The 20,617-nt window shown below is 68.3% G+C and carries 22 protein-coding genes; 7 read left to right on the top strand and 15 right to left on the bottom strand.

Annotation, left to right across the window (positions count from 1 at the left end; genetic code table 11):
- Positions 1-65: 65 nt before the first annotated feature.
- From AMYNI_RS0111855 to AMYNI_RS0111840, 4 genes are all read left to right on the top strand, one after another.
- Positions 66-1,070 (top strand): zinc-dependent alcohol dehydrogenase family protein, encoded by a 1,005-nt coding sequence (locus AMYNI_RS0111855; protein WP_020668231.1) that lies wholly within the window; start codon positions 66-68, stop codon positions 1,068-1,070.
- Positions 1,071-1,176: 106 nt separating this feature from the next.
- Positions 1,177-2,571 (top strand): ABC transporter substrate-binding protein, encoded by a 1,395-nt coding sequence (locus tag AMYNI_RS0111850; protein WP_020668230.1) that lies wholly within the window; start codon positions 1,177-1,179, stop codon positions 2,569-2,571.
- Between the two features lie 26 nt (positions 2,572-2,597).
- Positions 2,598-3,503 carry a carbohydrate ABC transporter permease gene (locus tag AMYNI_RS0111845; RefSeq protein ID WP_026360337.1) on the top strand — a complete coding sequence of 302 codons (906 nt, stop codon included), beginning with the start codon at positions 2,598-2,600 and terminating at the stop codon, positions 3,501-3,503.
- On the top strand, positions 3,503-4,327 hold the full coding sequence (locus AMYNI_RS0111840; protein ID WP_020668228.1) for a carbohydrate ABC transporter permease: 825 nt from the start codon (positions 3,503-3,505) through the stop codon (positions 4,325-4,327). The genes AMYNI_RS0111845 and AMYNI_RS0111840 overlap by 1 nt, the downstream gene beginning before the upstream one ends.
- A 51-nt stretch (positions 4,328-4,378) precedes the next feature.
- Here AMYNI_RS0111840 and AMYNI_RS0111835 read toward each other — a convergent pair whose 3' ends face one another.
- The 4 genes from AMYNI_RS0111835 to AMYNI_RS0111820 all read right to left on the bottom strand — a co-directional run bounded on the left by AMYNI_RS0111835 (position 4,379) and on the right by AMYNI_RS0111820 (position 7,862).
- Positions 4,379-5,101, bottom strand: a complete 723-nt coding sequence (locus tag AMYNI_RS0111835) for an RDD family protein (RefSeq protein WP_020668227.1) — start codon at positions 5,099-5,101, stop codon at positions 4,379-4,381.
- A 66-nt stretch (positions 5,102-5,167) separates the two neighbouring features.
- Positions 5,168-5,368 carry a ferredoxin gene (locus AMYNI_RS0111830; protein ID WP_020668226.1) on the bottom strand — a complete coding sequence of 67 codons (201 nt, stop codon included), beginning with the start codon at positions 5,366-5,368 and terminating at the stop codon, positions 5,168-5,170.
- Positions 5,369-5,385: 17 nt separating this feature from the next.
- Positions 5,386-6,597 carry a cytochrome P450 gene (locus AMYNI_RS0111825; RefSeq protein ID WP_026360336.1) on the bottom strand — a complete coding sequence of 404 codons (1,212 nt, stop codon included), beginning with the start codon at positions 6,595-6,597 and terminating at the stop codon, positions 5,386-5,388.
- Positions 6,598-6,650: 53 nt separating this feature from the next.
- Positions 6,651-7,862 (bottom strand): cytochrome P450, encoded by a 1,212-nt coding sequence (locus AMYNI_RS0111820; RefSeq protein WP_020668224.1) that lies wholly within the window; start codon positions 7,860-7,862, stop codon positions 6,651-6,653.
- Between the two features lie 141 nt (positions 7,863-8,003).
- Here AMYNI_RS0111820 and AMYNI_RS0111815 point away from each other — a divergent pair, with 141 nt between their 5' ends.
- Positions 8,004-8,642, top strand: a complete 639-nt coding sequence (locus AMYNI_RS0111815; protein WP_020668223.1) for a TetR/AcrR family transcriptional regulator — start codon at positions 8,004-8,006, stop codon at positions 8,640-8,642.
- A gap of 83 nt (positions 8,643-8,725) precedes the next feature.
- Here the strand turns inward: AMYNI_RS0111815 and AMYNI_RS0111810 are convergent, their stop codons facing one another.
- The 7 genes from AMYNI_RS0111810 to AMYNI_RS44395 all read right to left on the bottom strand — a co-directional run bounded on the left by AMYNI_RS0111810 (position 8,726) and on the right by AMYNI_RS44395 (position 15,171).
- On the bottom strand, positions 8,726-9,592 hold the full coding sequence (locus tag AMYNI_RS0111810) for an aldehyde dehydrogenase family protein (RefSeq protein WP_020668222.1): 867 nt from the start codon (positions 9,590-9,592) through the stop codon (positions 8,726-8,728).
- Between the two features lie 4 nt (positions 9,593-9,596).
- Positions 9,597-11,030 carry an aldehyde dehydrogenase family protein gene (locus AMYNI_RS0111805; RefSeq protein ID WP_020668221.1) on the bottom strand — a complete coding sequence of 478 codons (1,434 nt, stop codon included), beginning with the start codon at positions 11,028-11,030 and terminating at the stop codon, positions 9,597-9,599.
- 2 nt (positions 11,031-11,032) lie between these two features.
- Complete coding sequence (gene deoC / locus AMYNI_RS0111800) at positions 11,033-12,004, bottom strand: deoxyribose-phosphate aldolase (protein WP_020668220.1); 972 nt, start codon at positions 12,002-12,004, stop codon at positions 11,033-11,035.
- 97 nt (positions 12,005-12,101) lie between these two features.
- Positions 12,102-13,268, bottom strand: coding sequence for a serine hydrolase domain-containing protein (locus AMYNI_RS0111795; RefSeq protein WP_020668219.1), 1,167 nt, complete (start codon positions 13,266-13,268; stop codon positions 12,102-12,104).
- A gap of 21 nt (positions 13,269-13,289) precedes the next feature.
- Positions 13,290-13,901 (bottom strand): DUF1707 SHOCT-like domain-containing protein, encoded by a 612-nt coding sequence (locus tag AMYNI_RS0111790; protein ID WP_020668218.1) that lies wholly within the window; start codon positions 13,899-13,901, stop codon positions 13,290-13,292.
- 170 nt (positions 13,902-14,071) lie between these two features.
- Positions 14,072-14,464 carry a RidA family protein gene (locus AMYNI_RS0111785; RefSeq protein WP_020668217.1) on the bottom strand — a complete coding sequence of 131 codons (393 nt, stop codon included), beginning with the start codon at positions 14,462-14,464 and terminating at the stop codon, positions 14,072-14,074.
- 74 nt (positions 14,465-14,538) lie between these two features.
- Positions 14,539-15,171: a DUF5753 domain-containing protein gene (locus AMYNI_RS44395; RefSeq protein WP_157357330.1), complete on the bottom strand. Its 633-nt coding sequence runs from the start codon at positions 15,169-15,171 to the stop codon at positions 14,539-14,541.
- 164 nt (positions 15,172-15,335) lie between these two features.
- Between AMYNI_RS44395 and AMYNI_RS44390 the strand changes: the two genes are divergently transcribed.
- Together AMYNI_RS44390 and upp are read left to right on the top strand one after the other, a co-directional pair.
- A complete protein-coding gene (locus AMYNI_RS44390; RefSeq protein ID WP_020668215.1) occupies positions 15,336-15,566 on the top strand; it encodes a hypothetical protein in 231 nt (76 codons plus the stop codon).
- 26 nt (positions 15,567-15,592) lie between these two features.
- A complete protein-coding gene (gene upp, locus AMYNI_RS0111770) occupies positions 15,593-16,216 on the top strand; it encodes a uracil phosphoribosyltransferase (RefSeq protein ID WP_020668214.1) in 624 nt (207 codons plus the stop codon).
- 65 nt (positions 16,217-16,281) lie between these two features.
- Here upp and AMYNI_RS0111765 read toward each other — a convergent pair whose 3' ends face one another.
- From AMYNI_RS0111765 to AMYNI_RS0111750, 4 genes are all read right to left on the bottom strand, one after another.
- A complete protein-coding gene (locus AMYNI_RS0111765; protein ID WP_020668213.1) occupies positions 16,282-17,055 on the bottom strand; it encodes a hypothetical protein in 774 nt (257 codons plus the stop codon).
- On the bottom strand, positions 17,042-18,607 hold the full coding sequence (locus AMYNI_RS0111760; protein ID WP_020668212.1) for a substrate-binding and vWA domain-containing protein: 1,566 nt from the start codon (positions 18,605-18,607) through the stop codon (positions 17,042-17,044). The genes AMYNI_RS0111765 and AMYNI_RS0111760 overlap by 14 nt, the downstream gene beginning before the upstream one ends.
- A complete protein-coding gene (locus tag AMYNI_RS0111755; protein ID WP_020668211.1) occupies positions 18,604-19,638 on the bottom strand; it encodes a hypothetical protein in 1,035 nt (344 codons plus the stop codon). Before AMYNI_RS0111755 ends, AMYNI_RS0111760 begins: the two co-directional genes overlap by 4 nt.
- A gap of 327 nt (positions 19,639-19,965) precedes the next feature.
- Positions 19,966-20,556 carry a TetR/AcrR family transcriptional regulator gene (locus tag AMYNI_RS0111750; protein ID WP_020668210.1) on the bottom strand — a complete coding sequence of 197 codons (591 nt, stop codon included), beginning with the start codon at positions 20,554-20,556 and terminating at the stop codon, positions 19,966-19,968.
- Positions 20,557-20,617: the final 61 nt, after the last annotated feature.

Genomic DNA, 20,617 nt, shown 5'->3' with positions numbered 1-20,617 from the left:
CTGTAATGCTTCCCAACGCATAAGAGGCAGCCGCTCAAACGAGCAATCGGAAGAGGTGAGGCGGCATGCGCGCCGCTATCGTGGACCAGCCAGGCTCGATCAGGGTCGGTGACGTGCCCGATCCCGTCCCCCGCGAGCGGCAGGTGGTGCTCCGGGTCGGCGCCACCGGTATCTGCGGGACCGACCTGCACATCGCGGACGGGCACTTCCCGCCGACGCCCTATCCGATCGTGCCGGGGCACGAGTTCGCCGGTGAGATCGTCGAGGTCGGCAACGACGTGCCGGGCGGCTGGCGGCCGGGCGACCGGGTGGCCGTTGACCCGTCGCTGTTCTGCGGGTACTGCGGCCCGTGCCACGCCGGGCACGGCAACCTGTGCGAAAACTGGGGCGCCACCGGGGACACCGTGGACGGCGCCTTCGCCGAGTACGTCGCGGTGCCCGCCGCCAACTGCTACCGGTTGCCGGATCACCTCAGCTACCAGCAGGGCGCACTGGTCGAGCCGGTCTCCTGCGCGGTGCACGGGGTGCGCCGGGTCGGGGTCGAGGCCGGGGAGCGGTTCCTGGTGGTCGGCGCCGGCACCATGGGCCTGCTGATGCAGCAGCTGCTGCAGCGCGCCGGCGCGCGGGTGACCGTGGTGGACCGCAACACCGCGCGGCTCGGCCGGGCCAAGGAACTCGGCGCGCAGGCGGTCGCCGGTGACGTGACCGAGCTGGACGGCGAGCGGTTCGACGCGGCCGCCGACTGCACCGGTGCGGTGCCCGCGATCGAAGCCGCCTTCGACTCCCTGCGCCGCGGCGGTCGGCTGCTCGTCTTCGGGGTCGCGCCGGCCGAGGCCAGGGTGGCGCTGTCGCCGTTCCGCATCTACAACGACGAGATCACCGTGGTCGGCTCGATGGCCGTGCTGCACAGCTACGGCGCCGCGCTCGACCTGGTGGCGGGCGGCGCGGTGGACACGGCCTCGCTGCTCACCGACTCGCTGTCGTTGGAACGTTTCCCCGAGGCGCTCGACCTGATGCGCAGTGGGGCCGGGCTGAAGGTGCAGGTCCTGCCTGGGGCGAGCGATGCGTAGGCTGGAACGCGGCTGCGCTGACGTTGATGTGGTAGGTGACCACATGCGCGCGCGTTTCCTTTCGCCGGAGGCTCGGGCGGGTGGAGGCGGGCCGTTCACTGCGCGGGTGCGCGGACTGCGGAGGTCGCGGCCCGTCTACGCCCGGCCGAAAGCGCGCTCAAGAAAACACAGGCTGGCGGCGCTGGCGGCTGTTGCCCTGCTCGCGCTGACCGGTTGCGCGGGGGCGGGCGCGCTCGGCGCGGGTGGGCAGACGCTGGTCGTCGCGATCGTGTCGAACCCGCAGATGAACGACGCCGTGGACCTTTCCGGCCAGTTCGAGGCGGAACACCCCGGGGTGCGGCTGAAGTTCGTGTCCCTGCCGGAGAACCAGGCCCGCGCCAAGATCACCGCCTCGACCGCCACCGAGGGCGGCGAGTTCGACGTGGTGATGATCAGCAACTACGAGGCGCCCCAGTGGGCGCAGAACGGCTGGCTGGAGAACCTGCAGCCGTTCCTGGACGCCGACCCGGACTACGACCAGGCCGACTTCATCCCCAGCATCCGCGACTCCTTGTCGCACAACGGATCCATGTACGCGGTGCCGTTCTACGGCGAATCCTCGTTCCTCACCTACCGCAAGGACCTGTTCGAAAGGGCCGGGCTGACCATGCCGGCCAACCCGACCTGGCAGCAGGTGGCCGAGTTCGCCGCGAAGCTGGACGACAAGGCCGGGGGAGTGGCCGGGATCTGCCTGCGCGGCAAGCCGGGCTGGGGCGAGAGCCTGGCCCCGTTCACCACGGTGGCGAACACCTTCGGCGCGCGCTGGTTCGACCAGGACTGGAACGCCCAGCTGACCTCGCCGGAGTTCCGCGCCGCCGCCGACTTCTACGTCAACCTGCTGCGCGAGCACGGTGAGGTCGGCGCGTCCAGCGCGGGCTTCTCCGAGTGCGGCAACCGGTACGCCCAGGGTCAGGCCGCGATGTGGTACGACGCGACCGTGATGGCCGGGACCAACGAGTCCCCCGAGGACTCCAAAGTGGTCGGCAAGTCCGGTTACGTGCCGGCGCCGGTGAACAAGACCGAAAGCAGCGGCTGGCTCTACACCTGGTCGCTGGCCATGCCGAAGGTCACCGAGCACAAGGCCGAGGCGTGGGACTTCATGCGCTGGATGACCGACAAGCAGTTCGTGCAGAAGGTCGGCACCCAGCTCGGCTGGAACCGGGTGCCGCCCGGCTGCCGGCAGTCCACCTACCAGCTCCCGGAGTACCGGGAAGCGGCGAAGGCATACGCGCAGCCGACCCTGGACGCGATCTCCAGGGCGGACCAGCGGCGCACCATGACCGAACCGGTGCCCTATCCGGGTATCCAGTTCGTCGGCATCCCGGAGTTCCAGGACCTCGGCACCAGGGTGAGCCAGCAGCTTTCCGCCGCCGTCGCCGGTCAGATCACCGTGGACGAGGCGTTGCGGCAGTCGCAGGAGTACGCGGAAACGGTGGGCGAGTCGTACCGGGAGGCACGGTGACTTCGCAGGCAGTCAGTACGCCAGAGATCATTCCGGAAACCGTGCGCGCGCCAAGGAAGGTGAAGGGCAGCACCGCGTGGCGGCGGCGCCTGCCGCTGCTGCCCGCGCTGATCTTCACCGTGGCCGTGACGCAGATTCCCTTCCTGCTCACCGTGTTCTACTCGTTCCAGTCGTGGAACCTGGTGCGGCCCGGCTCTTCGCATTTCGTCGGCCTGCAGAACTACGTGGACGTGTTCACCGACAGCCAGTTCCGCGGTGCGCTGCTGAACACGGTGGTGCTCACCGTGGTCTGCGTGCTGATCGCGATGCTGCTCGGTCTCGGCCTCGCGCTGCTGCTGGACCGCAAGTTCCTCGGCCGCGGGGTGGTCCGCACGCTGCTGATCACGCCGTTCCTGATCCTGCCCGCGGCGGGCGCGCTGCTGTGGAAGACCACCATGTTCGACCCGGTGAACGGGCTGCTGAACTTCGTCTTCGGCGGGAGCACCGACTGGCTCTCCCAGTTCCCGCTGGCCTCGGTGATGACCCAGGTGATCTGGCAGTGGACGCCGTTCATGATGCTGCTGATCCTGGCCGGGTTGCAGGCGCAGTCCAAGGAGGTGCTGGAAGCCGCCGCGGTGGACGGCGCCGGGCGATGGCGCACGTTCGCGTCCATCACCCTGCCACAGCTGTCCCGCTATCTGCAGCTGGCCGTGCTGCTCGGCGCGATCTACATCGTGAACAGCTTCGACGCGATCTTCCTGATGACCCAGGGCGGTCCCGGTACGGCGAGCACCAACCTGCCGTACTACATCTACCAGCGCGCGTTCGAGGGCTTCGACGTCGGGCAGTCCTCGGCGATGGGGGTGGTCGTGGTGATCATGACGCTGATCGTGGCCACCTTCGCACTGCGCCTGATGTTCCGTACCTTCTCGGTGGACGGCGGGGTGAAGTGATGACCACCACCAACAACCGGCTCGGCAAGTCCTCGCTGACGGTGGCCACCTGGGCGATCGCGATCCTGTTCGTGTTCCCGCTGCTGTGGATGGTGCTCACCGCCTTCAAGCAGGAGTCGGACGCGGCGACCAACCCGCCGAAGGTGTTCTTCAGCCCGACCTTCGACCAGTTCGCGGAGATCTTCCACCGCGGTTTCCTGCCATACCTGGGAAACTCGGCGTTCGTTACGGTGGTGTCCACCCTCGCCGTGCTGGTGCTCGGCGTGCCCGCCGCCTACGCGCTTTCGCTGGCGCCGGTGAAGGGCACGTCCAACGCGCTCGGGTTCTTCCTGTCCACCAAGATGCTGCCGATCGTGGCGGCGATCATCCCGCTGTACGTGATCTCGCAGAGCACCCAGCTGTTGGACAACGTGTGGGCGCTGATCATCCTGTACACCGCGATGAACCTGCCGCTGGCGATCTGGATGATGCGCTCGTTCTTCCTCGAAGTGCCCAAGGAGATGATCGAGGCCGGCCGGATCGACGGGGCAGACCTGCCGACCCTGTTGCGCAAGGTGATCCTGCCGGTGGTCGCGCCCGGGATCGCGGCGACCGCGCTGATCTGCGTGATCTTCTCCTGGACCGAATTCTTCTACGCGGTCAACCTGACCGCCGCCCGCGCCGGCACGGTGCCGCTGTTCCTGGTCGGCTTCATCACCAGTGAAGGGCTGTACTGGGCGCAGCTTTCCGCGGCCGCGCTGCTCGCGTCGCTGCCGGTGATGATCGTCGGCTGGATCGCGCAGAACCACCTGGTGCGCGGCCTCTCCATGGGCGCGGTCAAGTAGCTGGTCGTGAGTGGAAAGTGTTGCTGGGGCAACACTTTCCACTCACGACCCTCAGCTGACCCGGACGACGACCGTGTTGGCGACCTTGTCGTGTAGGCACTGGTAGAGCGGCCGGTCCCAGAGCAGCCAGAGGATGTCCAGCAGCCCGACGCAGGACACCAGGTTCATCAGGAACTGGAACACGTAGCGCCACAGGGACATGCCGAAGGTCGGCCACTGCTGCCCGTCCGAGGTGCGCACCACCCGGATGCCGAGGATGAGCTTGGCCGGCGTGCCGCCCCATTTCCAGATGCAGATCGGTTCGTAGAGCACCATCGCGATGAACGTCAGCACGCCGAAGACGACCAGCACGATGATGCCGGCCGCCTCCAGATCGTTCTGGGTGCCGTTGACGGCGAAGGTGATGCCGACGCCGATGCCCATCAGAACGGCCATGCCCAGGATCAGGAACAGGCTGTCCAGCAGCCGTGCGCCAAGCCGCCTGCCCGGGCTGGCCAGCACCCGGACCACGTTGACGCCGTCGTTGTACGCCTGGCCCAGTGGCGCTTCGGGCGGCAGGTAGCCCGGCCCAGGGCCCTGTCCCCATGCCGGGCCCTGCGGCGGGAAGGCGGGCTGGCCGTAGGGCTGCCCGTATGGCTGTTGCCCGTACTGGGCATAGGACTGCTGCTCGTAGCCGGGAGGCGGGTACTGCTGACCGTACGGCTGCTGCGGTGGCGGCTGCTGCGGCTGTGGCCCGGAGGGTGGGTACTGATTGGGGTCGCCGGGGTTGCTCACGAGGGATCCTCTCGGGGTTACTAGATGGCCGAGAGGATCCCACACGGGAGCGTCCGCTGCCTGTTCTCAGCCGCTTTCGGCCAGCGAAAGCGCCTGGCTGGGGCAGATGTGCACCGCCTCGCGCACCTTGTCCAGCTGCCCGCCGGCCACCTCCTCGGTCTGCAGCACCACCGTGCCGTCGTCGTCGCTCTGGTCGAACACACCGGGTTCGGTGAGCACACACTGCCCGGCGCCGACGCAGCGCCCGGTGTCCGCGACTATCCGCATCGCCGTACTCCTCTCTGCTACCAGGTCACCGGCATCTCGTGGATGCCGTAGACGGTGGCGTCCTCCTTGAACGACAGCTCGTCGACGGTGGTCGCCAGCCGCAGGCCGGGGATCCGCTCGAAGAGGGTGTCGAAGACGATCTGCAGTTCCATCCTGGCCAGGTTCTGCCCGAGGCACTGGTGCGCGCCGAAGCCGAAAGCGACGTGATGGCGCCCGCCGCGCTCGATGTCGAACTCGTCCGGTGACGGGAAGGCCGCCGGGTCGCGGTTGGCCGAGTTGCCCAGCGCGACCACGGCCTCCCCGGCCTTGATCGGCACGCCGCCGATCTCCAGGTCCGCCAGCGCCACCCTGGAGGTGGCGACCTCCGCGATGGTGAAGTAGCGCAGCAGTTCCTCGACCGCGTCCAGCGTCTTGCCGGGATCTTCGCGAATCGTCCGCAGTTGCTCGGGGTTCTCCAGCAGGGTGAGGGTGCCCAGCGAGATCATGTTCGCGGTCGTCTCGTGCCCGGCGACCAGCAGCAGGAAGGCGAGGCCGACCAGTGCGCCATGGTCCTCGGTGCCGTTTTCGCGATGCTTGAGCACCTGACGGCCGAGCAGGTCGTGACCGGGGTCGCGCTGCTTCGCCGTGACCAGCTCGTCCAGGTAGCCCCGGAGTTCGTTGAACGCGCTCTGCCGCTGCTCGCTGGTGGTCGCGCGGCTGAGCAGCTGGGACGAGCGCACCTGGAAGAAGTCGTGGTCGGAGTAGGGCACGCCGAGTTGTTCGCAGATGACCAGCGAGGGCACCGGCAGGGACAGCGCCCGTACCAGGTCGACTGGGCGCGGTCCGGCGAGCATGGCGTCGATGTGCTCGTCGACGATTTCCTGGATGCGTGGTCGTAGTGCCTGCATCCGTTTGACGGTGAACTCGCCGACCACGGCGCGGCGGGCCGGGCCGTGCTCGGGCGCGTCCATGCCGATCAGCGAAGAGTTGAAGTCGGAGACGATGCGCTGGTCCTTGACGAAGACCGGGAAGCCGGGGTGCTTGCGGTCGGAGCTCAGCCTGGGATCGGTCAGCGCCGCGCGGACGTCCTCGTGCCGGCTGACCAGCCAGGCGTGCTGGCCCGACGGCAGCAGCGCCTTGGTGACCGGGGCGTTCTCCCGCAGGTCTCGGTAGTCGGCGGGTGGGCTGAACGGGCAGGCTCGTGGTTTCGGGAAGGCGGTGGGCATCGGCTGTTCGGCCAGTTCGGTCATGGTGGTCCCCAATCCGACGAAGCTGAGCGGGATGTTTTCCTTCTCGGCGCCTGTTACCAGGTCACCGGCAACTCGTAGAGGCCGTAGATGGCGGCGTCGTCCTTGAACGGAAGTTCGTCCACAGTGGTCGCCAGCCGAAGGCCGGGGATGCGCTCGAAGAGGGTGTCGAAGACGATCTGCAGTTCCATCCTTGCCAGGTTCTGGCCGAGGCACTGGTGCGGTCCGAAGCCGAAAGCGACGTGATGACGGCCGCCGCGTTCGATGTCGAGTGCGTCCGGATCCTCGAACGCGGCGGGGTCGCGGTTGGCCGCGTTGCCCAGGGTCACCACGCCTTCGCCGGCCTTGATCAGCGTGCGGCCGATCCGCACGTTCTCGGTGGCCACCCTGGCCCCGGCGATCTCGGCGATGGTGAAGTAGCGCAGCAGCTCCTCGACGGCCTCCGGCGTCTTGGCAGGGTCTGCGCGGATGGCGGCGAGCTGCTCTGGGTTCTCCAGCAGCGCGACGGTGCCGAGCGAGATCATGTTCGCGGTCGTCTCGTGCCCGGCGAGCAGGAGCAGGAAGGCCAGGCTGACCAGTGCCCCGTGGTCCTCGGTGCCGCTTTCGCGATGCTTGAGCACTTGGCGGCCGAGCAGGTCGTCGCCGGGGTCGCGTTCCTTCGCGGTGACCAGCTCGTCCAGGTAGCCGCGAAGATCGTCGAACGCGGCCTGCCGGTCCTCGACGGCGGTCTCACGGTTGATCATCCTGGCGGTGCGGGCCTGGAAGAAGTCGTGGTCGGAGTAGGGCACGCCGAGTTGTTCGCAGATGACCAGCGAGGGCACCGGCAGGGACAGCGCCCGTACCAGGTCGACTGGGCGCGGTCCGGCGAGCATGGCGTCGATGTGCTCGTCGACGATTTCCTGGATGCGTGGTCGTAGTGCCTGCATCCGTTTGACGGTGAACTCGCCGACCACGGCGCGGCGGGCCGGGCCGTGCTCGGGCGCGTCCATGCCGATCAGCGACGGCGGGACCTTGCTGTTGACCGGGGCGCTCTTGGTCAGCTGCGGGAACCCGGGGGCCAGGCGGTCCGAGCTGAACCGGGGGTCGCTGAGCACGGCCCTGATGTCCTGGTGCCGGCTGATTGCCCAGGCGTGTTTGCCCGACGGCAGCAGCACCCTGGTGATCTCGTCGCTTTCGCGGATGTCCTTGTATTCCTCCGGCGGGCTGAACGGACAGGTCCGCGGCAGGGGGAAGTCGGTGGAAACCGGTTGGTCGGCCAGGTCGGTCATGGTGGGACCCCAATCCGGGCAAAGAGTATACGGACGTTTTTCTTCCGTTTCCTGTCACCAAGTTACTGGAAGTGGAAGCTTTCCGTCCACCTGGATTCGGGCGGGGCATGCGAGAATCCCCCGACGTGCGAGGGAGGTGGAATGACAACGGATTCCGAGGCGAACCTGAGGGCGGACGCGCGCCGGAACCGTGGCCAGATCTTGCTGGCGGCCAAGCGGATGTTCGCCGAGCTGGGCGCGGACGTGCCGATGGAGGAGATCGCGCGCGCGGCCGGGGTCGGGGTCGGCACCCTGTACCGCCGCTTCCCGGACCGGGAGGCCCTGATCAGGGCGGTGGCCAGGGACAACTTCGAGAACGTGCTGATCGAGGCGCGGGCCGCGGTGGCGGAGGAGCCGACGGCCTGGGATGCGCTGGTCCGCTTCCTGCGTCAGTCGCGTGAGCTGCAGCTGAGCGTGCAGCTGGCCATGGTGTCGCCACTGGCGCGGTCGGTGCTCGAAGACGACCCGATGACCAACGAGTTCCGGTACGCGCTGGTCGATGAGCTGGACGGCCTGGTGCACCAGGCGCAGACCGACGGCGCGCTGCGCGACGACATCGGCACCGGCGACGTGGCGATGCTGTTCATGCTGCTGGTGCGCCAGATGCCCAGCCAGTACGAGGACGCGTCGCGGATGGCCCCGGACCGCTGCATGGCGATCATGCTCGACGGCATCCGCGCCCGCCCTGGCAGCCCGCTGCTCCCCTTCCGCCCCCTCACCCGCACCGACATCGGCGTCTGACCGTATGCAGCGAAGGCCACCTTGCCTGCGCTCAATGCAGCGAAGGTGGCCTTCGCTGCATTGAGCGAGCAGGGTGAGTGGAGCTAGACGCCGAGGGGGTGCCAGACGGTTTTGGACTCGAGGTAGCGGCGCAGTCGGGAAAGGTCCGGGCGCCGGGTCCAGTCCGGTTCGGACTCGGGCACGGTGAGCACGCGCTTGACGGTGCCGGCGGCTTCCCTGGCCAGTTCGGCGCGGGACTCGGGGTCCGCGCCGGTCGGGTCGAGCGCGTTCACGTCCCCGTGCGCGGCCAGCCAGCCGCCCAGTTCCGCGGCACGCCCGGTCAGCATGTTCACCACACCGCCGGGCAGGTCCGACGTGGCCAGCACCTCGGACAGCGTGATCGACGGCAGCGGCCGGTCGGCGCTGCTGACCACCACCGCGGTGGAGCCGCCGGCGAGCACCGGCGCCAGCACGCTGACCAGCCCGAGCAGCGAGGACTTCTGCGGCGCGAGCACCGCGACCACCCCGGTCGGCTCCGGCACGGTGAACGAGAAGTACGGCCCCGCCACCGGGTTCGCTGCGCCCAGCACGGTGGCGATCTTGTCCGTCCAGCCCGCGTACCACACCCAGCGGTCGATCGCGGTGTCCACAAGGGACTGTGCGGTGCGCGACGGCACGCCCTCGGACGCGGCGACCTCGGCGGCGAACTGCTCGCGCCGGCCCTCCAGCATCTCGGCGACGCGGTAGAGCACCTGCCCGCGGTTGTACGCGGTGGCCGAAGCCCAGCCGGGGAACGCCTTGCGCGCGGCGACCACGGCGTCCCGCACGTCCTTGCGCGACGCGTGCGCGGCGTTGGCCAGGAACTTGCCCTTCGAGTCGGTGACCGGGTACACCCGCCCGGACTCCGAGCGCGGGAACTTGCCGCCGATGAACAGCTTGTACGTCTTCGCCACGGAGATGCGGTCAGACATCCGGTCAGACATTGAGGTAAGCCTCCAGCCCGGCACGGCCGCCTTCACGGCCGAAGCCCGATTCCTGGTATCCGCCGAACGGCGCGGTCGGATCGAAGCGGTTGAACGTGTTGGCCCAGACCACGCCGGCGCGCAGCTGGTTCGCCATCCACAGGATGCGCGAGCCCTTCTCGGTCCAGATCCCGGCCGACAGCCCGTACGGCGTGTTGTTCGCCTTGGTCACCGCCTCGTCCGGGGTGCGGAAGGTGAGCACGGACAGCACCGGCCCGAAGATCTCCTCGCGGGCGATCCGCATGGACTGCTGCACGTCGGAGAACACCGTGGGGGCGAAGAAGAAACCCTTGTCCGGCACCGGGCACGGGCTGGTCCAGCGCTGCGCGCCCTCGCTGTCCCCGGACTCGACGAGCCCGCGGATCTTGGCCAACTGCTCGGCCGAGTTGATCGCGCCGATGTCGGTGTTCTTGTCCAGCGGGTCGCCGAGCCGCAGCGTGCTCACCCTGGTGCGCAGCTTGGCCAGCAGCTCCTCGGCGATGGACTCCTGCACCAGCAGCCGCGAGCCGGCGCAGCAGACGTGCCCCTGGTTGAAGAAGATGCCGTTCACGATGCCCTCGACGGCCTGGTCCAGCGGCGCGTCGTCGAACACCACGTTGGCCGCCTTGCCGCCGAGCTCCAGGGTGAGCTTCTTCGGCGTGCCCGCGACCTGGCGCTGGATCAGCTTGCCGACGTCGGTGGAACCGGTGAACGCGATCTTGTCGATGCCGGCGTGGTTGACCAGCTCGCCGCCGACGTCCCCGGCGCCGGGCAGGATGTTCACCACCCCGGGCGGCAGGTCTGCCTGCTGGCAGATCTCGGCGAACACCAGCGCGGTCAGCGGGGTGGTCTCGGCCGGTTTGAGCACCACGGTGTTGCCGCAGGCCAGCGCGGGCGCGATCTTCCAGGCCAGCATCAGCAGCGGGAAGTTCCACGGGATGATCTGCCCGGCCACGCCGAGCGGGCGCGGGTCCGGCCCGAGCCCGGCGTAGTCCAGCTTGTCCGCCCAGCCGGCGTGGTAGAAGAAGTGCGCGGCCGCGGTCGGCACGTCGGAGTCGCGGGACTCCTTGATCGGCTTGCCGTTGTCCAGGCTCTCCAGCACGGCCAGCTCACGCGAGCGTTCCTGGATCAGCCGCGCGATCCGGAACAGGTACTTGGCGCGTTCCGCGCCGGGCATCTTGCCCCAGACCTTGTCGTAGGCCTTGCGCGCCGCCTGCACCGCAGTGTCCACATCGGACGGTGATGCGGTGCTCACCTCGGCCAGCACCTCTTCGGTGGCCGGGTTGACGGACTTCAGCGGCTCGCCGGCCCCGTCCACGAACTCGCCGCCGATGAACGGGCGGTAACTGGGCTTGAGGTTCGCCAGGTCCCGGTTCTCCGGCGCGGGCGCGTACTCGAAAACAGGCATTTCTAGTCCACCGTCACGTAGTCAGGGCCGCTGTAGTGGCCGTCGAGCTGGGTGCGGCGCTGCAGCAACAGGTCGTTGAGCAGGCTGGAGGCGCCGAAGCGGAACAGGGTCGGGGTGAGCCAGTCCTCGCCGGCCACCTCGTGCACGGCCACCAGGTACTTGATGGCGTCCTTCGTGGTCCGGATGCCGCCGGCGGGCTTCACTCCGCGCAGCTCGCCGGTGGTGGCGCGCCAGTCGTGCACCGCCTGCAGCATCACGTGCGTGACCGGCAGGGTGGCGGCGGGGGAGACCTTACCGGTGGAGGTCTTGATGAAGTCGCCGCCGGCCAGCAGGGCCAGCCAGGACGCCCGGCGCACGTTGTCGTAGGTGGCCAGCTCGCCGGTCTCCAGGATGACCTTCAGATGGGCCGGCCCGCAGGCCGCCTTGATCGACTGGATCTCCTCGAACACCTGCCCGTAGCGGCCTTCCAGGAAGGCACCGCGGTCGATCACCATGTCCACCTCGGTCGCGCCCGCGTCCACCGCGAGCTTGACGTCGGCCAGCTTGACCTCGCGGCTGGAGCGCCCGGACGGGAAGGCGGTGGCCACGCTGGCCACCCCGATGCCGGTGCCGGCGACCGCGTCCACCGCGGTGCGCACCAGGTCCGGGTACACGCACAGCGCGGCGACCTGCGGGGTGTCCGGCCGCTCGGGGTCGGGACGCCGTGCCTTCGCTGCGAGCGCGCGCACCTTGCCGTGGGTGTCGGCGCCTTCCAGGGTGGTCAGGTCGACCATCGAGATCGCGGTGTCGATCGCCCAGAGCTTGGCCGCCTTCTTGATGCTGCGGGTGGCCAGCCCGGCCGCGCGTTGTTCGACGCCGACCTGGTCCACGCCCGGCAGGCCGTGCAGGAAACGGCGCAGGCTTTGCTCGTCGCGGGTGACTGATCCGGCATCGGTCAGCGGGATCGCCGATGACCCGGCCGTGGTAGCTGTCATACCGCCGAGTCTAAGCGGCCACGGCGGCCCGATCTCGCCCTAACCAGCTCCCGCCGACCTCGTGAGTGAAAAGTGTTGCCCCGGCAACACTTTTCACTCACGACAGCTGACCTGCGGAAATGGCGATTTTGGGGGTGGTGGTCGGGGTGCAGAACTCGCTGACCATGGGCATCAGCCTGGCGACGATGCCTTCCTGCGGCGTGGTGAAGTCCCGGTTGGCCATGGTGGTGATCTGCCGGTCGGCGCGTTCGGTGGTCGCGCTCCAGGTGTTGTAGCCGGGCACGTCGCCGCCGTGGCCCCAGACCACCTGGTCGGTGCCGCAGAACGGGCGCAGCGGCAGCCGCATCAGGCCGAGGCCGTAGTCGTAGCCGGCGTATTGCCCGGTCACCGGGTCGATCCCGGGGGTGGTGGTCTTCATCTGGGCCAGCAGATCCGGCGGCAGCAGCTCGCCGCCGAGCAGGGCGTGGAAGAAGGTGTTCACGTCGGTGGCGCTGGAGATGAGGCTGCCGGAGCCGAAGTAGCGGGAGAGGTTGTACTCGGTCAGGTCGGTCATCGGCGCCGGTTCCGGGAACGACTGCTCGTAACCGCGCGCGGCCGGGCGGGGCAGCAGCGGGAAGTCGCGGACCAGTGACGTGTCCCGCAGGTCGAGTGGCCTGGTCAGCCGGTCGCGCAGGGCGAACTCGAACGGCCGGCCGGTGATCTTCTCGATCAGCATGGCGAGCACGGTGTAGCCGGTGTTCGAGTAGAACCAGCCGGCGCCCGGCTCGAAGAGCATCGGCTGGGTGGTGCTGAGCCGGACCATCTCGGCCGGGGTGAAGCTGGAGAACCGCTCGGTGGCCAGGTCCTCCGGGCCGTCCCACTTCGGCCCCGGCGGCAGGTCGCGGGGGATGCCGCTGGTGTGCTGCAGCAGCTGGCGGATGGTGATCGGCTTGCGGTAGGGCAGCAGGCCGGGGAGGTGGTCGTCGATCAGGTCGTCCAGGCCGAGCTCGTGCTCGGCGGCCAGTTGCAGCACGATCGTCGCGGTGAAGCTCTTGGACACGCTGGCGATGCGGAAACGCCCGGCCGGGTCCGGTTCGCCCTCGCGGTGGATGTCGGCGACCCCGGCGGCGCCCCGGAAGTCGGTGGCGACCGCGAGCATGCCGGGGTTGCCGGCCGCGATCGCCGCGTCCAGCGCGGCCTGCACGGGTGAGATCTCGGCCGACGCGGGCGCGGCGGTAACCAGCATGGCCGCGCCCGCGACAACGGACAGCAGCTTGCGAAACACCAGAATCCCCCAGATTTGGTTCTATTCCTTGATTTGCTTGGTGTTCTTCTTGGGGCCCTTGCGGATCACCGTGACTCCGCCCCAGAAGGCGAACCCGGTCACCTTGATCACCGGCGCGTCCGGCGGCGGGGTCCGGACCTCGCCGCTGTCCTTGGTCTCGAACGCTCCCATGAAGCCGATCCCGGTGACGTCCACGATCACGTCGTCCGGCACCACGATGTCGATGCCGCCCATGATCGCGACCGCGGTGATGGTGGAGTGCTTCTCCTCGAACCGGGCCTTGCGCAGGTCGATGTTCACCCCGCCCCAGAAGGCGAAGCTGTTGTGCTGCTGCGGCAGCACCCAGGCGCCCTTGCGGTCCGCGCCGGACATGATCGCGATCGAGGTGGTCGACCCCGGCCTGCCGCCGATCCGGTCGTCCGGTGCGCCCACCGCGCGGGTCGGCGCGGTGGCGACGGTACCGCCGGTGGCGACCGGCAGGTCGGCCGTGATCGGTTCCAGGTCGGCGAGGGTCTTCGCGGCATACACCTCGGTCAGCCGCTCTTCGAGCTCCTCCATGGTGATCCGGCCCTCGCCCATCGCGGCGTGCAGGATCTGCGCGACTCGCTCACGGTCAGTGTCGGAAGCGCGCATCGCGGGACGTTCGGCATCGGTCACGCGCACACTTTAGCGGCCTGGCGGCGCCGTGAAATCGCACTTTGTGCGGACACGACCCGTAGACCGCAGAGCGTGTCCACTCGGCTACCGTTAGCTGATGGTCGGCCGCTGTGTCGCGCACCGGCGTGTTGCCGTGGCCACCGAAGTCACTGCACGGCGACCGCGTCGATTTCGAAGAGCATGCCGGGCAGGGCGAGGGAGGCTACGCCGAGCAGCGTCTGGGTGGGTGGTTTCGGGCCCCAGATCTCGGCGATCTGCTCGCCGATGACGGCCAGCTTGTCCAGGTCATGATCGACCACGTAGGTGCCGAGCCGGACCACGTGCTCGAAGCCGAGGCCGGCCGCTCGCAGTGCGACACCGAGGTTGGCCAGCGACTGCCGCACCTGAGCGGCGAAGTCCGGTGAAACAAGCTGCCCGTCGGGGTCGGCCGCGTACTGCCCGGCGATGAAGATGACGTCGCCGGAGGTGCGGGCGATGTGGCTGTAGCCGTAGCTCACCGGATCGGCGAGGCCGTCCGGGTTGATGATCTCGTGCGGCATCGAGTTCCTTCAGCGTTGGTGATCGAGGAAAGCGGTCCAGCTCGTGGCCGGGAAGGCCAGGATGCCACCGTGGGTTACGCCTGTGGCGGGGAGGTCAGTTGTGCATCCTTCGCGGTTGTTGCGCTGCCCAGGGTCTGGGTAAGCATCCACGCACTGTCTCCGGGGGACAGTGCGGCGGCGAAGAGCAGGCGCCAGGTTTCGTTCACGAACTTGAAATGCTCCTCTTCTTCCAAGAACGAACTACCGGCCTGGCCCTCCGAGTAGACCAGGCGCGATCCGTCTTGCAAGTGCAGGAGCAGAAACGGTCCGTTGAGCAGATGTCGTAGCTGTGCCCGCAGAACTTCCGGCCCGCCGACGGGTCGATGCAGCACCATTTCGTCCATTAGCAGTTGGACGGTCGGTGTGGTCCGCTGCCGGAGAATGAGCTGCCGCGACTGACGGGCTGCGACAAATCGTTCGACCTGGGCTTCGGTCAGCGGTCGTCCGCTACCTTGGACCACGGCTCGCGTGTAGGCGGGTATCTGCGCGAGCCCGGGAACGACCATCGCTTCGTAGTTGCGGATAAACGTCGCGTTGGCCTCGGACTGGCTCAGGTTCCGCCAAGTGCTGGCCACCTCACCGGCTTGCGAGGTTTCATGCCAGTTTCGTTCTTGCCCGGCGCGCACGAGATCCAGCAGCTCTTGCCGGAACGTGGCTGGGGCTCGCAAGTACCCCAGGATGCCCGCTTCGGTTCTCGATTTTATTGCCTTTCCTGACCTTCGGTCGTTGCCACCGGGTCAAGAAAGGGGGTTCACCCGAATGGAAATTTGCCGGACCCGGTGGCCGAGCGGCAGGGTTGGTCACCACTTCGTTGTCCGGTAAGGAGTTGGCGATGGAATCGCTGGAACAGAGCTGGCTGGTGCGCGGCTGTTACGCGAATTGGAAACTGACCGTCACCGCCGAACCGCCTGAAGGCTGTGAAGTCGGTGAAGACGGCGAAGCACCTTCGCTCGACGTACCCCGTTGGCCGGATGAAAAGTTCCAGTTCCTGGCGAACCAGTTCGCGCACACGGTCAACCACTACGAAGCGGTGCGGGAACTGGAGCAGGTGCGGTGGGGATAGCCCGGCTTGAGCTAGCGTGTCCCTCCATGGACGTTCTCGTCGTCGATCACCCGCTGGCCAAGGCCCGGCTGTCCACCATGCGTGACGCCAGGACCGACAGCGCCGCGTTCCGGGCCGCGCTGCACGAGCTGAGCGTGATGCTGATGTACGAGGCGACCCGCGACGCGCCGGTGCGGACCGAGCGGATCCACACCCCGGTCGCGCGCACCGACGGTTTCCGGCTGGCGAACCCGCCGCTGCTGGTGCCGGTGCTCCGCGCCGGGCTTGGCATGGCCGACCAGGCGCACAAGATGATCCCGGACGCGCAGATGGGCTTCGTCGGCTTGGCGCGCGACGAGGAGACCCTGCAGCCGAAGCCGTACCTGGAGTCGCTGCCGGAGAACCTGGCGGACCGCCCGGTGCTGGTGCTGGACCCGATGCTGGCCACCGGCGGCTCGATGGAGTACACGATCCGGCTGCTGGTCGAGCGCGGCGCCACGGACGTCACCGCGGTCTGCGCGCTGGCCGCGCCCGAGGGCATCCGGCACCTGGAGACCACCGGCCTGCCGATGCGGGTGGTGACCGCCAGCATCGACGAGCGCCTCAACGACTCCGGCTTCATCGTGCCCGGCCTCGGCGACGCCGGCGACCGCCAATACGGCCCCCGCTGATCGCCCCTTAAGGCCACCATGAGGGCGTTCAACGCCCCTATGGCGGCCTTAAGGGACAGTCCCGGTCAGCGGAAGATGGCGATGGGGTCGATGACCAGCTCGCGGGTGCGGGGGTCCCAGTCCTGGACCTTGCCGAGGCAGCGGGCCTGGAAAGCGCCCTTCGGCACGGTCCGGCGCAGCCCGCTGGTGGCGCACTCCGCGCGGACCCATGCGCCGTCGGTGTCGGCGGCGCTCCCGTAGGGCGCCAGGAACGTGGTGACCTCGCCGTTCTGGGTGTCCTTCCGGAACAGGCCCTTGAGCGAGACGTACGCGTCGAGGTCGCTCAGGCCGACCGGGGCGCGCTGGTCGGACTCGGTGCCGTCGGCCGGGTCCAGTGCCTTGGTCATCGCCTTGTTGTGCGCGATCTGACTCTTCCCCAGGTCCACGTGCACGATGTCGTCGGCGCCTTCCAGCACCTCGAGGATGATGCCGATGACGGTGATCGGCTCGGCCTTCTCGATGTACTTGCGGAAGATCTCGCTGTTCACGTTGTGTTTGGCGCCGCCCTTCAGGACCGGGCTTTCCGCACTGACTTCGGCACTCTTGCTGCTGCTGATCTTCTCCTCGACCTGCTGCCGCAGCGCCGGCTTGTACCGCTGCTGCCGGTAGATGTCCATCACCGAGTCGTCGTCGAGGTAGAAGCTGATGTCGTTGACCCGGCGCGGTGTCGGACGCCGGCCGCTGCGGCGCCAATGCGTCACCAGGATCACCACCGCCGCGACCACCGCGGCCGCGGTGAGTGCCCACAGCAGCACCCACGGCCACCAGACGCTCCACCAGAGTTCGCTATCGGCAGCCACGGGTCTCCTTGAACGCGTCGAGCAGGGAACTGGCATTGGCATCGACCATCCGGCCGCCGGTCGCGCGCGCCGCGCGGTCGAGCTCGCCGGCATCGGCTTCACCGAACCGGATGGTGTAGGTGTGCACGTCCTTCGCGGGGGCCGTGCTGTGCCGCTGGAGGAACTCGTCCAGGCCCATGCCGGCGTTGTTCTCGCCGTCGGTCATCAGCACGATCGAAATCGGTCTTCCCGGCTCGGCGCCGAGAAAGCCCGCCGCTTGCTGGTAAGCGTGGTCGAGACCGGACCAGACCGCGGTGTTCTGGTCGAAATCGTCGGTCGCGACGAAGGCGCGCACGGCGTCGAGATCGGCAGGACCGCCGATGGTGAAACTCCGCTCGCCGAGTATTCGCCCGCCGAATCGCATGACGGTGAAATTCTCACCCTGGAAGAACCGGGTGAACTTTCCGTCGGAACTGCCGTCAGCGCCGCTGAGTCCGGCGAACGTGGACCGCAGCGCGGCAATTCGATCGCCCGCCATGGATCCGGAGAAATCGAGCAGGAAGATCACCCGGCCCGGTTTCGGATCACCGTAGTAGGCGAGCAGTTTGTCGACCACTTCCTGCCGGTCGGGGAAATACAGCGCGTTTCCCGCCGACGCCTGCAACCGCAGATCTCGCGGTACGCCGGTGTCGAGCGGCCGGCGCAAGGTGCGTTCCATGATCTTCTGCTGCACCGGGCCGCGCTTGAGCCAGTCGATCACCTTGTCGTACGCGGCGCGTTTCCCGGGATCGAGCAGCAGCAGCGGGTACTCGGACTGCACGATGCCGTCCGTCGGATAGATGATCTCCAGCGGCTCCGGCAGTTTGCCGCTGTCGTTCAGCGAGAGCAGCACCGACTCGTAGCCGATCAGCGCGTCGGCCAGTTCCGGGCGCCCGACGAACTCTTCGACCAGGCGGCCGGAACTCTCCGCGGTGAGCGCATGGCCGGTCCGGAAGCCGCCGAGCCGGTCGCAGGTCACGTCCTCGGGGCTCAGCGCGTTTCCGGTGCCGGCAGCGGCCGTGGCCACCCCGATCAGCGCGGCCAGCCCGCTCCCGGAGCGATGCGGATCGGCCATCCCGAACCGGAACTGACCCGCGGCTGCGCGGTCGGCGAGGTCCGCCCAGGACAGCCGCCCGTCCGCGGTGCCACCGCGGAGGAACTCGGCCGTCTTCGGCCGCACCCCGACGACCACCGGCGAAAGCATGATGTTGGTGCTCAGCGGGCGCGGCCCGGCGTAGCCCGTCTTGGCGAGCTTGAGCTGGAAGTACCGGTCCGAGGACAGCCAGGCCAGGTCGTAGCCGTACTCCCCGGGGGTGAGCGCGTTGGTGGCGTCCACGGTGCCCTGGTAGGTCAGCTTCAGCTCGACTCCGGTCTCTTCGCGAAGCTCGTCGAGCAGGGGCTGCATGTCGGCGAGCTCCGAGCTGGCCAGCACGCTCAGGGTGGTCCGCTCCGGCGGATCCGAACCGCAGGCGGTGATCGCGCCGGCCACGCCGAACGCTGCGCAGAGCGCGATAACGCCCAGCCTCGCCCTCATTTCACGGGTCCGTTGCCGAGTTGGGCCGGGCAGTCGCCGATCACCGTGATCATCCGTTCCAGCAGCTGGACGTCCGGCAGGCTCGCTCTGGTGTCGCTGGCTTCGGTGGACGGCACCGGCACCTCCCGCTCGCGGAGGAACTGGTTCAGCACCTCGCTGCCGGTCACCCCGGTGTTGTCGAGCACCCGGAAACCGAGTTCCAGCGCGCGGCGGCGCAGGCCGGGATCGGTGGCGACCAGCCGTCCCAGCCGGTCCCCGTCCGCGTTGAGCCCGAGGAACTCCGGCTGCGTCTGCAGGGCCGTCTGCGGGTAGAGCAGCACGCGTTCGGCGTCCAGCCTTCCGTGCTGGTTCCGGTGCTGGATCTGGTGGGCGAGGTACTGGTGCTCGTAGATCACGATGACCGGCGCGGTCTCTTTTCCTTCCGGCACGAAGTAGAGGTCCGCCGGCGCGGCCGCGGGCAGGCCCTGGCCGCGCAGCAGCGGTTTGATCCGCTGCGCCAGCGCGGTGGCATCCGCTTCGTCCGCCGGCACTCCGGGCCGCTTGACGTAGGAGACCAGCCCGAGGTAGGTCGCGGCTCCGTTGGAGGTGCACACGTTGGAGGTCTGCGCGAGCACCTTGTTCCCGTTGGTGGTGCCGTGGCCGGTGATGCCGAGGTCGTTCCAGGAACGCCCGCTCTCCACCAGTTCCAGGAACAGGGGGAGGTCGAGGTTGTAGTAGGAGGCATCACCGCCGTCGCTCTGCACGCTGGCCGCGCCCGCCTCACGCAGTGTTTCGGCGTATTCGCGATAGGTGGCGAGCACGATGGGGCTGACGAACGGCCGATGCACGGTGACGTATTTGCCGGTCCGGTTGCGCTCGTTGAAGATCAGCAAGGCGGTCGGCTGCCCGGACGGGAAGACGAAATCGTAGGCGTCCACGTCGTTGGTGGCGACATCACGGGAGCCGGTCCTGGTCACGTGCACGCGGATGTGGTGTTTGAGAAGCAGCCGCTGGACCCCTTCGTCGTCGAAGAAGTCCGCCTTGGAGCCCATCTTGCCTTCCAGCGTCTGGACGCGCTCGAACGGCAGTAGAAAGTTTCCGGAAACAAGTAAGACAACCAGACCGACCACGGCGGCGAATGTCGAAGGGGTGAACGAACGGAGAAATCTTCGCCGGAGAAAGAACGGCTTCGGTCGAGGCTGGACGGTGAGCAGAGGCTCCCCGGTGGGCGAGTGGCCGATGGACACCGAGTCCTCCCGGACATTCCGCTGGCTGGCGTGCGGTGAAGGGAAATGCACGAATCGGGTGCTGCGCCTTTCACGTCGGCAGGCCGACTGCACGCGTTACGGCCGAACGCGGAAAACTGCGGGAACTGCCGCTCAGCGACGCCAGCCGGAGGCGTTTGCGCGAAGGGCGGATTCGTAGGACGAGGCCACGTCGAAGTCTTCGGGAAGGTTTCCGTTGAGCTCCAAGGTGACCAGGCCGTGCACCAGGCCCCAGGAGCTGACCGCGATCACCTCGGGGGGCACGTCGGCGAACACGCCGGCTTCGATCCCGGCGCGCACCGTGTGCACCAGCGGGGCCAGTGCCGAGTTGGCCAGGTCCTTCGCCTCTTCACCCGCCTCGAAACCGGGCACCACCTTGGTGAACATCACCGAGTAGAGCTGCGGGTCGGTCAGCGCGGACTCGCGGTAGGTCAGCCCGAGCCGGACCAGGTCCTCCGCCGGATCGCCGGTCGGCTCCAGCCGCGCCATCCTGGCCTGGAACCGCCGGAACCCCTCCATGTACAGCGCGGTGACCAGATCCGGCTTGCTGCCGAACAGCGAGTACACCGCGGTGGTCGAGGTGCCAACGTCGGCGGCCAGCTTGCGCAGGCTCAGCGCCTTGGGGCCTTCCGCGGAGATCAACTCCCCGGCGCGGTCGAGCAGCTTGAGCCGGAGGGCTTCGTCATGCGTACGGGGACGAGGCATGCACAGAGTGTATCGCAACGGTGTTACCAAACCCGAAACGGACGTTCCGGGGAGAGCCGGA

Source organism: Amycolatopsis nigrescens CSC17Ta-90 (assembly GCF_000384315.1).
Lineage (GTDB): Bacteria > Actinomycetota > Actinomycetes > Mycobacteriales > Pseudonocardiaceae > Amycolatopsis > Amycolatopsis nigrescens.
The sequence above is the reverse complement of the archived record's forward strand: the minus strand, read 5'-3'. Positions and strand labels throughout refer to the sequence as shown.